This window comes from Kitasatospora sp. NPDC085879 (assembly GCF_040686255.1).
Classification (GTDB): domain Bacteria; phylum Actinomycetota; class Actinomycetes; order Streptomycetales; family Streptomycetaceae; genus Kitasatospora.
In genome coordinates, this window is record NZ_JBFBJZ010000127.1 from 1 (window position 1) to 11,162 (window position 11,162).

General features: G+C 72.6%; 11 protein-coding genes. 2 read left to right on the forward strand and 9 right to left on the reverse strand.

The features are described from left to right. Positions 1 to 96: 96 nt before the first annotated feature. From AB0P35_RS40110 to pgsA, 8 genes are all read right to left on the reverse strand, one after another. The gene (locus AB0P35_RS40110; protein ID WP_363521179.1) at positions 97 to 855 is read right to left on the reverse strand and encodes a YebC/PmpR family DNA-binding transcriptional regulator; all 759 of its coding nucleotides are present in this window, start codon (positions 853 to 855) and stop codon (positions 97 to 99) included. Between the two features lie 99 nt (positions 856 to 954). After that, a complete protein-coding gene (gene pdxT, locus AB0P35_RS40115) occupies positions 955 to 1,572 on the reverse strand; it encodes a pyridoxal 5'-phosphate synthase glutaminase subunit PdxT (RefSeq protein WP_095871957.1) in 618 nt (205 codons plus the stop codon). An 87-nt stretch (positions 1,573 to 1,659) separates the two neighbouring features. Then, positions 1,660 to 2,571: a pyridoxal 5'-phosphate synthase lyase subunit PdxS gene (gene pdxS / locus AB0P35_RS40120; RefSeq protein ID WP_095871958.1), complete on the reverse strand. Its 912-nt coding sequence runs from the start codon at positions 2,569 to 2,571 to the stop codon at positions 1,660 to 1,662. Between the two features lie 118 nt (positions 2,572 to 2,689). After that, positions 2,690 to 3,235, reverse strand: a complete 546-nt coding sequence (locus tag AB0P35_RS40125; protein ID WP_095871959.1) for a hypothetical protein — start codon at positions 3,233 to 3,235, stop codon at positions 2,690 to 2,692. Positions 3,236 to 3,246: 11 nt separating this feature from the next. Beyond that, positions 3,247 to 3,591, reverse strand: a complete 345-nt coding sequence (locus tag AB0P35_RS40130; RefSeq protein ID WP_095871960.1) for an isomerase — start codon at positions 3,589 to 3,591, stop codon at positions 3,247 to 3,249. Positions 3,592 to 3,660: 69 nt separating this feature from the next. Beyond that, positions 3,661 to 4,899 (reverse strand): glycosyltransferase family 4 protein, encoded by a 1,239-nt coding sequence (locus AB0P35_RS40135; protein WP_363521184.1) that lies wholly within the window; start codon positions 4,897 to 4,899, stop codon positions 3,661 to 3,663. Then, complete coding sequence (locus tag AB0P35_RS40140; protein ID WP_363521187.1) at positions 4,896 to 5,819, reverse strand: phosphatidylinositol mannoside acyltransferase; 924 nt, start codon at positions 5,817 to 5,819, stop codon at positions 4,896 to 4,898. The genes AB0P35_RS40135 and AB0P35_RS40140 overlap by 4 nt, the downstream gene beginning before the upstream one ends. Next, positions 5,816 to 6,475, reverse strand: coding sequence for a phosphatidylinositol phosphate synthase (pgsA, locus tag AB0P35_RS40145; RefSeq protein ID WP_095871963.1), 660 nt, complete (start codon positions 6,473 to 6,475; stop codon positions 5,816 to 5,818). The genes AB0P35_RS40140 and pgsA overlap by 4 nt, the downstream gene beginning before the upstream one ends. A gap of 260 nt (positions 6,476 to 6,735) precedes the next feature. Here pgsA and AB0P35_RS40150 point away from each other — a divergent pair, with 260 nt between their 5' ends. Next, on the forward strand, positions 6,736 to 8,778 hold the full coding sequence (locus AB0P35_RS40150) for an elongation factor G (protein WP_363521191.1): 2,043 nt from the start codon (positions 6,736 to 6,738) through the stop codon (positions 8,776 to 8,778). A 43-nt stretch (positions 8,779 to 8,821) separates the two neighbouring features. Here AB0P35_RS40150 and AB0P35_RS40155 read toward each other — a convergent pair whose 3' ends face one another. After that, positions 8,822 to 9,247, reverse strand: coding sequence for a DUF393 domain-containing protein (locus AB0P35_RS40155; protein WP_179419300.1), 426 nt, complete (start codon positions 9,245 to 9,247; stop codon positions 8,822 to 8,824). A 204-nt stretch (positions 9,248 to 9,451) separates the two neighbouring features. Here AB0P35_RS40155 and AB0P35_RS40160 point away from each other — a divergent pair, with 204 nt between their 5' ends. Next, positions 9,452 to 11,092, forward strand: a complete 1,641-nt coding sequence (locus AB0P35_RS40160) for a hypothetical protein (RefSeq protein ID WP_095871965.1) — start codon at positions 9,452 to 9,454, stop codon at positions 11,090 to 11,092. Positions 11,093 to 11,162 lie beyond the last annotated feature (70 nt).

The following is an 11,162-nucleotide window of genomic DNA, read 5'->3' on the forward strand; positions in this document are numbered from 1 at the left end:
GTGGGCCCGGCGGCCGGCCCCACCCCCCCCGCCGGCCGGCCCCCCCCGCCCGGCGCGGCGCCGCCGGGGGACCGCCGGGCCGGAGGGGAGGTCGGCTCAGTCGGCGTCGAGCTGGGCCCCGACCTCGTCGCTGATGTCGAAGTTGGCGAAGACGTTCTGCACGTCGTCGCTGTCCTCCAGGGCGTCGATCAGCTTGAGGATCTTGCGGGCACCGTCGACGTCCAGCTCGACCTGGACGCTGGGCACGAAGTTGGCGTCGGCCGAGTCGTAGTCGATGCCGGCGTCGACCAGCGAGGTGCGGACGGCGACCAGGTCGGTGGCCTCGGAGATGATCTCGTAGGACTCACCGAGGTCGTTGACCTCCTCGGCGCCGTGGTCCAGCACGACCTCGAAGAGCTTGTCCTCGTCCACGCCGTCGGCCTTGGGGACGATCACCACGCCCTTGCGGGTGAACATGTACGAGACCGAGCCCGGGTCGGCCATCGAGCCGCCGTTGCGGGTCATCGCCACGCGCACGTCGGAGGCGGCGCGGTTGCGGTTGTCGGTGAGGCACTCGATGAGGACGGCGACGCCGTTCGGGCCGTAGCCCTCGTACATGATGGTCGAGTAGTCCGCGCCACCGGCCTCGGCACCGGAGCCGCGCTTGACGGCGCGGTTGATGTTGTCGATCGGGACGGAGCTCTTCTTCGCCTTCTGGATGGCGTCGTAGAGCGTGGGGTTGCCGGCCGGGTCGCCGCCGCCGGTGCGCGCCGCCACCTCGATGTTCTTGATCATCTTGGCGAAGAGCTTGCCGCGCTTGGCGTCGATCACGGCCTTCTTGTGCTTGGTGGTAGCCCACTTAGAGTGGCCGGACATCGCCAGCTCCTTTACGTCGCCAAAGGGAAATGAACAGAGGAGATCTTACCGGTGTCGTCACCGGAGGGTGGCACACGGTCAGCGCGCCGCCCGGCGGGCTCAGCGCAGGGCGTCCTCGACCATGCGCACGAAGTACTCGTGCACGCGGTGGTCTCCGGTCAGTTCGGGGTGGAAGGAGGTCGCCAGCAGGCGGCCCTGCCGGACGGCCACGATGCGGCTGTCCGGGCCGTCGGCGGCCGGCACCTCGGCCAGCACCTCGACGCCCGCGCCGACCGACTCGACCCAGGGGGCGCGGATGAACACGCCGTTGACGGGCTCGCCCGTCAGGCCCGTGAAGGCGACCGCCGACTCGAAGGACTCGTTCTGCCGACCGAAGGCGTTGCGGCGCACCGTCATGTCGATGCCACCGACGGTCTCCTGGTCGTCCCGGCCGTCGAGGATCTTGTCGGCCAGCATGATCATGCCGGCGCAGGTGCCGTAGACCGGCATGCCGTCGGCCACCCGGGCCCGCAGCGGGTCCATGACGCCGAACAGCAGGGCCAGCTTGGACATGGTGGTGGACTCTCCGCCGGGGATCACCAGCGCGTCCACCTCGGCCAGCTCCTCGGCGCGGCGCACCGGGCGGGCGACCGCGTCGGCGGCGGCCAGCGCGACGAGATGCTCGCGGACGTCGCCCTGCAGGGCGAGGACGCCGATGGTCGGGGTGCTGCTGGACACGGTGTCTACCTCTTCGGTCGTGGCGGGGGGACGTGCACCGGCCCGCCGCGCGAGGGGCCGCGCGACGGGCCGACGTGGCGCGGGTGCTTACCAGCCGCGGTTGGCGTAGCGCTCGCTCTCGGGCAGGGTGTCGCAGTTGATGCCGACCATGGCCTCGCCGAGGTTGCGGGAGGCGTCCGCGATGATCTTCGGGTCGTCGAAGAAGGTGGTGGCCTTGACGATCGCGGCGGCGCGCTTGGCCGGGTCGCCGGACTTGAAGATGCCGGAGCCCACGAAGACGCCCTCGGCGCCGAGCTGGCGCATCAGCGCGGCGTCGGCCGGGGTGGCCACACCGCCGGCGGAGAACAGCACGACCGGCAGCTTGCCGAGCTCGGCGACCTCCTTGACCAGCTCGTAGGGGGCGCGCAGCTCCTTGGCCGCGGCGTACAGCTCGTTGTTGTCGAAGCCGCGCAGCTTGGCGATCTCGTTCTTGATCTGGCGCAGGTGGCGGACGGCCTCGACCACGTTGCCGGTGCCGGCCTCGCCCTTGGAGCGGATCATGGCCGCGCCCTCGGCGATGCGGCGCAGGGCCTCGCCGAGGTTGGTGGCGCCGCAGACGAAGGGGGTGGTGAAGGCCCACTTGTCGGAGTGGTTGACCTCGTCGGCCGGGGTGAGGACCTCGGACTCGTCGATGTAGTCGACGCCGAGCGACTGGAGGACCTGGGCCTCGACGAAGTGGCCGATCCGGGACTTGGCCATGACCGGGATGGAGACCGCGGCGATGATCTCCTCGATCATGTTCGGGTCGGACATGCGGGCCACGCCGCCGTCCTTGCGGATGTCCGCGGGGACCCGCTCCAGTGCCATGACGGCGACAGCACCGGCGTCCTCGGCGATCTTCGCCTGCTCGGCGTTGACCACATCCATGATCACACCGCCCTTGAGCTGCTCGGCCATGCCGCGCTTGACCCGGGCGGTGCCGATCTGCGGCTGGTCTGCGGTGATGGGGGTGGTGGACACGTAAGACCTCACTCGAAGAATGAACCAGTGCTATCGACTTATCGTAGGCCCGGAACGCCCCTTACCGATGCGCCATACAGTCCAGCCAGGCCGTCCGGGTACGACAAACAGTAGCCGTTCAGGCCGGGGCCCCTTCGGGGGTGAGTGCCGCCGGGGGCTCGTCGTCCATCTCGAACGCCATCGGGAACGGCGCCCGCCCCGCCAGCCGGAAGTAGCGCACCAGGCGGTGCTCGCGCACCGCGCGGGCCGCCCGCACCGCGTCGTTGTGGAACCGCCGGGCCATCGGCACCCGGCGCACCGCGGCCGTGAGATCCGTCACGGCCTCCTTGCCGCCCGGTGCCTCCAGCAGCACCGCGAGCTGCTCCGGCTCGGCGAAGACCGCGCGCAGCGCCAGGCTCAGCTCGCTCTCCGCGACCTCGCGGTGCTCGTCCTCGGCCTGCCGGGCGGCGTGCGAGGCCTCGTACAGCAGCAGCGATGCGGCGGGGTCGAGCAGCGAGGAGGTGGCCAGCTCCTGGGCGACCGAGGCTCGACGGACCAGCTGGGCGTCGAGCGAGGCGCGGGCGGCGTCGATCCGGGCGTGCAGCCGGTCCAGCCGGCCGGCCGTCCAGCTGAGGTACATCGCGAACAGCACGACCGCCGCTGCGGCCCAGATCCAGGTAGTCACGGCCGGTCAGGCTACAGGGCCGCCGCCCGGTAGACGTCGCGGTCGAGCTCCACCACGTTCACCGCGAGGTGCACCCGCTCGCCGCCGACGTGCCGCTTGAGCAGGTCCAGCACGGCCTCGCTCAGCGCCGTCCGGGTCTCCGGGGCGCGCCCGGTGAGGATCTTCAGCTCCAGGTAGACCATGGCCCGCTCCGGGTCGCCGTCGCCGAGGAAGGTGTCCTCGACCGGGCGGAAGCGGGTCTTGCACGACTCCACCGTGGTGTCGATCGCGGCCGCCACCAGCGGGTGCAGCTCGGCGGCGAAGGCCCGGCGGTCGAAGCCGAGGCGCGGGGAGTAGTCGACGGAGATCTGCGGCACGGTGCCCCCTTGTTCTGTGTCGGAGTTCTGTGTCGGACGAGTGGTCTGTGTCGGTCCCGGTCGTCCGCGTCAGTCGCGGGCGGCGAGGCCGAAGCGCTCCCGCCAGCCCACCCGTTCGTCCTCGGCCACCGGCGGCATGCCGTCGGTGACCGTCTCGTACACCGACAGGATTTCGGCGCCGACCGTCTCCCAGTCGAACCGCCGGACGTGCCGGGACGCCGCCGCGCGCAGCTCGCGCAGCCGGGCCGGGTCGCCGAGCAGCTTCACCGCGGCCGCGGCCAGCCCCTCGGCGTCCTCCACCGGGAACAGCTCGCCGGCCGCGCCGCCGTCCAGCACCTGCCGGAACGCGTCGAGGTCGCTGGCCAGCACCGGGGCCCCGGCCGACATCGCCTCGACCAGGATGATGCCGAAGCTCTCGCCGCCGGTGTTCGGGGCGACGTAGAGGTCGACGCTGCGCAGCAGCCGGGCCTTCTCCTCGTCGCTCACCATGCCGAGGAACTCGACCTGCGCCCGCACCTCGGGGGCCAGGCCCTCGACGGCCTCCTCGCGGTCGCCCTTGCCGGCCACCAGCAGCCGGGTGCCCGGCCGCTCCTCGAGGATCCGCGGCAGCGCGGCGAGCAGGGTCGGCAGGCCCTTGCGGGGCTCGTTGATGCGGCCGATGAAGCCGATCGTCGCCGGGGCGTCCGTGGTGTTGTCGCTCCGCGCCGCCCTTTCGGCACCGGCGGGCCCTTCGGCGCCGCCGAGCACCCCGCCCTGCCAGCGCGGATCCGGTTCGGCGTCGGCGAAGAAGCGGACGTCCACGCCGTTCGGGATGACCACCGCGTCGCCGCCCAGGTGCTCGACCAGGGTGCGCCGGGCGTACTCGCTGACCGCGATCCGGGCGGACATCTTCTCCAGGCCCGGCTGCAGGATCGGCGAGGCCGCGATCATCGCCCGGGAGCGCGGGTTGGAGGTGTGGAAGGTGCCCACCATCGGCCCGGACGCGGACCAGGCGGCCAGCATCGACAGGCTCGGCGAGGAGGGCTCGTGGACGTGCAGGATGTCGAAGCGCCCGTCGTTCAGCCAGCGCCGCACCCGGGCGGCCGACAGGATGCCGAAGCTGAGCCGGGCCACCGAGCCGTTGTACGGCACCGCGACGGCCCGGCCCGCCGAGACGACGTACGGCGGCAGCGCCGACTCGTCCTCGGCCGGGGCCAGCACCGAGACCTCGTGGCCCAGCGCGATCAGGTGCTCCGCGAGGTCGCGGATGTGGAACTGCACGCCGCCGGGGACGTCCCAGTCGTACGGACAGACGATGCCGATCCTCACGGTGCCCCCCGCTCAGCCTGTACCGCCCGGTCGGTGCCCAGGTCGGCGAGCCACAGCTTCTGCAGCATGTGCCAGTCCTCGGCGTGTTCCCGGATGCCCTGGGCCCACACGTCGGCGAGGGCCTGCACCATGGCGACCGTCCTCGCGCGCTGGTCGCCCTCGGCGGGCGGCAGGATCTCCGGGTGGATCTCGGCCCGCATCACCGGGCCGTCGTACCAGAGCGTCACCGGGAAGAGCGCGGCGCCGGTGCGCAGCGCGAGTACCGCCGGGCCGGCCGGCATCCGGGTCGGCTCGCCGAAGAAGTCCACCGGCAGGCCGGCCGCGGACAGGTCGCGGTCGCCGAGCAGGCACACCAGCTTGCCCTGGCGCAGCCGCCGGGCGAGCGTGCCGATCACCGACACGTCGGAGCCGGTCAGCGGCAGCACCTCCATGCCCAGGCCCTCGCGGTACGCCACGAACCGGTCGAACAACTGCTCGGGCTTGAGCCGCTCGGCGACGGTGGTGAAGGGGTATCCGCCGGCCGAGGCGATCCAGGCACCGGCCAGGTCCCAGTTGCCCATGTGCGGCAGGGCGAGGACCGCGCCGCGGCCGGCCGCCATCGCCTCGTTCAGCTGCTCCAGGCCCTTGATCTGCATGGCGTCGGCGATCCGCTGCAGGCTCCAGGCCGGCAGTCGGAAGGACTCCATCCAGTACCGCATGTAGGAGCGCATCCCGGCCCGCGACAGCTCGCGCAGCCGCGCCTCGTCCGCCTCCGGGTGGACCCGCCGCAGGTTGGCCTCCAACTGCAGCACGCCCTTGCCGCGGCCACGCCACACCCGGTCCGCGATCCGCTCGAACAGGGCGCGCGCCACCCGCTCGGGCAGCCGCTTCACCACCGCCCAGCCGGCCGCGTACAGCCAGTAGACCAATCGGTCCTTCACGCCGCCCCCTCGACTCCCGCCGTCTCCCGGTCGGCCTCCTGGGCCTCCCGCCGCACCGTCAGGATGCGCTGCATCACCGTCACCAGGCTGCCCGCCGCGACCACCCACAGAGCGAACGGAAGCAGCCACTCCACGTACGGCAGGCCGAACGTGTGCAGGCCCGCGACACCGGCCGCAACCAGGGTGATCACCAGCCGCTCGGCCCGCTCGACCATGCCGTTGACGTTCACCGGGAAGCCCAGGCTCTCGCCGCGCGCCTTGGTGTACGACACCACCTGGCCGCTGGCCAGGCAGAACACCGCAACGGCGCAGAGCAGGTCGTTGTTCCCGGTGCCCGCGTACCAGAGCGCCAGACCGCCGAAGATGGCGGCGTCCGCCACCCGGTCCAGCGTCGAGTCGAGGAACGCGCCCCACTTCGAGGAGCGCCCGGCCTGGCGGGCCATGTTGCCGTCGACCAGGTCGGAGAAGATGAAGAGGGTGATGGTGATCGTGCCCCAGAAGAACTCCCCGCGGGGGAAGAACACCAGCGCACCCGCCACCGAGCCGGCCGTGCCGATCAGCGTCACGGCGTCCGGGCTGATCCCCCAGCGCAGCAGCATCGCGGCGAACGGCGTCAGAACACGTGTGAAGAAGGCACGCGCGTATTTGTTGAGCATGGCCTTCCCGACCGCTCCGATCTCACCGGACTCCGCCCGCGGCCCCTGTGCCGCCGGGCGGCCGAGCGGATCGGCCCGCCCGGCTGGACAATGGTATCCACGCTGATCGCGGGGCTTCGCCGCCCCACGCCCCCGAGCAGCCCGCCGGCCCGACCGGCCCACCACGCACGGCCCGGCGGCGTCCTGTGCCCCGGCCGTGAGCACCGCTTGTGACCCGCGCGAGCGCGCCGCAGCCACCCGCGAACAGCAGGAGAGCAGCCATGGCGGACCGAGCAGCCACCCACACCGCGGCCCCCACCGTCGAACGACCCGACCGGCTCCGCAACGTCGTCCTCATCGGCGCCACCGGAGCCGGAAAGACCACCCTCGCCGAGTCCCTCGCCCTCACCGCGGGCGCGCTCACCCGGGCCGGCACCGTCCCGGACGGCACCACCGCCGCCGACCACGAGGACATCGAGCACCAGCAGCAGCGCTCCATCCAGCTCGCGCTGCTCCCGCTGGCCTGGCAGGACTGCAAGATCAACCTGTTGGACGCGCCCGGCTACGCCGACTTCGCCGGCGACATGCAGGCCGCGCTGCGCGCCGCCGAGGCCGCCCTGCTGGTGGTCTCCGCCACCGACCCGGTCTCCGCGCACACGCTGGCGCTGTGGCGCGAGGTCCGGCTGCGGAACCTGCCCACCGCGATCGTGCTGACCCATCTCAACGCCGTCCGCGTCCACCTCGACGAGGTCCTCGCCACCCTGCAGGACGCCTTCGGCGAGGGCCACCCCGACAGCGTCCTGCAGCTCCACGACAGCGCGCTGAAGGACGGCCGACTGCTCGGCTCCGTGGAGCTGCTCACCGGCCGCACCTACGGCGAGCCCGGCGACCTGCCCGCCGTGGACGAGGACCGCAGCCACCTGGTCGAGGCCATCGCCGGCGAGGACGACGCGCTGCTGGAGCGCTGGGTCGCCGGCGAGGAGCTGGACACCGCCTCGCTCGGCGAGGCGCTGCGCCGCGAGTTCCTGGCCGGCACCGTGCACCCGGTGCTCGCCACCGCTCCCCCGGCCGACCCGACCGGCACCGCCCCCGGCGCCGCCGAGCTGCTGGACATGATCGCGGCGGTCTTCCCCTCCCCGCTCGACCGGGCCGACGACCTGCCCGCCTGCGACCCGGACGCGCCGCTCGCCGCCCAGATCGTGCACACCGGCGAGGACCCGTACGTGGGCCGGCTCAGCCTCGCCCGGGTGTTCTCCGGCACGCTCCGGCCGGACTCCGTCCTGCACGTCCCCGGCGGAGCCGACGAGAAGGTCACCGGCCTGAGCTGCCCGTTCGGCAAGCAGCAGCGGCCCGTGCCGCACGCCCTGCCCGGCGACCTGGTCTGCCTCGCCAAGCTGACCGCCGCCCGCACCGGCGACACCCTCACCGAGGGCACCGAGCCGCTGGAGCCCTGGCCGCAGCCGGAGGCGCTGCTGCCGGCCGCCGTCCAGGCGCACAGCAAGGCGGACGAGGACAAGCTCGCCCAGACCCTCGGCCGGCTCACCGCCCAGGACCCGACCCTGCGTGTGGAACAGAACCCGGACACCCACCAACTGGTGCTCTGGTGCACCGGCGAGGCCCACCAGGCGGTCGTCCTGGACCGGTTGCGCAGCCGCTACGGCGTGCACGTGGACACCGTCGACTACAAGGTCGCGCTGCGCGAGACCATCGCGAGCAGCGCCAGCGGGCACGGCCGGCACGTCAAGCAGTCCGGCGGGCACGGCCAGTACGCGATCTGCGACCTCACCGTCGAGCCGTTGCCCGGCGGCGGGTTCGAGTTCGTCGACAAGGTGGTCGGCGGCGCGGTGCCGCGCAACTTCATCCCCTCGGTGGAGAAGGGCGTCCGCGCCCAGCTCGCGCACGGGGTGCTGGCCGGCTACCCGATGGTCGACGTCCGGGTGACGCTGACCGACGGCAAGGCGCACTCGGTGGACTCCTCCGACGCGGCCTTCCAGACCGCGGGCGCCCTGGCGCTGCGCGAGGCGGCCGCCAACGGCCGCATCCAGCTGCTCGAACCGGTCGACGAGGTGCAGGTGCTGCTGCCGGACGAGTACCAGGGCGCCGTGCTCAGCGACCTCTCCGCCCGGCGCGGCCACGTCCTGGGCACCGAGCCCGGCGGGCCCGGCATGAGCCTGGTCCGCGCCGAGGTGCCGGAACTCGAACTCGTCCGCTACCCCGTCGAGTTGCGCTCGATCTCGCACGGCACCGGCCAGTTCTCCCGCAGCTACCTGCGGCACGCCCCGATGCCCCCCAACCTCGCCTCCCGCTACGAACACGCGTCGTAGGGCGATCCAGGGGCAGCCCCTGGGGCTGCCCCACTGAGGGAGCTCAGCGCCGCGGCATCGCGCACGCGGGTGTCCCCGCCGGCATCAGGTGCCGGTTGCGGGACACCCAGCGGTAGGCGGCCGCGGCGAGCGGCCGCACCGGGGGCAGCGCGAGGACAGCGCCCGCGTACGCCCAGGCGCCGCCGGAGCGCATCAGCAGTCTGGCGACCGCCTGCGCCCCGCCGTACACCTGTCCGCCGGGGGTGATCCACAGCACCTCCCGGTCGGCCCGCTCGGCGGTGACCAGGCCCTGCCCGCCGGCCTTCGCGTCCAGCTCCGCGAGGTCGGCGAACTGGTAGGGCACGGCCTGCCAGCCGGCCGAGGAGAGCGAGGCCCGCGGGTAGCGTTCGGCCCAGGTCACGCAGCTGGTGCAGAAGGCGCAGTCGCCGTCGAAGACCAGGACGGGGTCGTGTGCGATGGAGTCCGCCATGCCCCGATCCTCCCGTACCCCGGGCCGCGTCCGTCCCCCCTGACACACCGGAGGATCGAACCGGCTCCGAAGTGGGCATGATCCCCTCACGGTGCTCGGCCGCGGGCGGCTGACGCCGGTTCAGACGATCTTGCCCGCGACCGGCCGACGGCGCGATAACCTGCGGCCGACAAGGGGATATCCAGGGGAGGAGGGGCAGCCGCCATGACCCAGCTCGACATGACCCCGGGTGCGCAGGTACCCCGCACGGACGTCGGCCCGCAGACCGCCGTCACCTCGGCGCTCTCCTCCGCGGCCTACCGCGACGGCAGCTTCCGCGAGTTGGAGGAGAAGCTCGGCGCCAAGCTGAAGAACGGCCGCTTCGAGCTGTTCCGGCCGAGCGTCGGCGAGGCCTTCAGCCGGGCGGTGATCGACCGGACGCTGCCCGCCAAGCGGAACCCGCTGGTGCCGTCCTTCGGCACCGATGTGCGGATGGTGGTGGAGCACTGCCTCGCCGCCAACGAGCTGCGCCACGCCCGGGACCGGCAGCTGGCCCTGGTCAGCGTGGTCTGCGGGCTGCTCTTCCTGCCGGGCGCACTGGTCTGGCTGGCCGCCTTCCAGGTGCGTGCCCAGCTGAAGAAGACCCACCCGGCCCGGGAGGGCTTCTACGGCACGCTGGCGCTGCTGGCCGCCTGCGGCCTCGCCCTGCTGTTCGCGATCCGGCCCCCGGTGTCCGGCCCCTGGTCGCTGTACTTCCGGCTGATGATGCTGGCGCCGGTGGTGGGCTGGTTCATCGCCAGGCGGATCTGCCTGCGCAGCACGATCGACCTGCGGACGCGCTGGCAGTCGCTGCTGGAGGGCGGCGCGGTCGCGGCGACCGTGCCGCAGGCCGTCCCGCGGGACGACCTCGACCGCAAGGCCACCGACCTGCGCGCCAGCCTGGAGCGGCTGACCGCCGAGCAGGAGACCAACATCCAGCACTACGCGGGCCGCAAGGGCCTGCTGGGCGCGGGCGCGCGCTGGATCGCGGTGGAGATGAACGAGGACCTGCGACCGGCCCCGGGGCACGCGGACTTCCGGAGCTTCCACCGCTGGGACCTCGCCCGCAAGATCGCCGAACGGCTCGGCGCGGTCGCGTCCAGCGAGGTGCCCGGCGGCGAGATGCCGCACGTCTCGGTCGCCCACTGGGTGGTCCAGGACATCCCGGAGGCCGCGGACGAGATCGGTCGCCCGTCCACCCCGGAGATGGACGGCTACCGGATGCGCGACTTCGGCATCCAGCAGATCGCCAACCGCCAGACCATCGGCACGGACACCGACAACAACGTGGCCGCGCAGCTGGTGCTGCACAACGGCCAAGTGGTCGCCACCGTCACCGTCAAGGTCACCGTGCTGGGCCGCAACCTCCGGGTCTCCGTCTACGGGCACGCCCTCGGGCCGCTCAACGGGCTGTTCACCACCAAGCCCAAGCCCAAGGAGAAGAACATCCCGAAGACCGGCAAGTTCTGGGAGGAGAAGACGATCATCCTCCCGCTGATCGACGACGACGAGGTCGTCCGGCAGGCCGTCCGGGCGCCCTTCCACCGGATCCCCGGGCTGCTGAACTGGCTCGGCGGCTCGCTCACCCTGCCCGAGCCGTTCTGCCTGCGCCAGGCGTGGACGGACAAGACCTGGGACAGCCGGGCCAAGAGCGACTCGGTGCTCTACAGCGCCCAGCCGATCTTCAACATGGTGCAGACCACCACCATCGACTTCCTCGCCGAGCACGACGTCGACGTCGAGCGGTTCACCAACCGCGCCAACATCAGCCGCTCGGAGAACCAGGCCGTCCGCCCGTTCAAGGCCGACGCCTACGACGCCGGCTGAGCCGTCCCGCACACGACGGGGCCGGCACCCCGAGGGAATCCTCGCGGTGCCGGCCCCGTCGTGTGCGGGA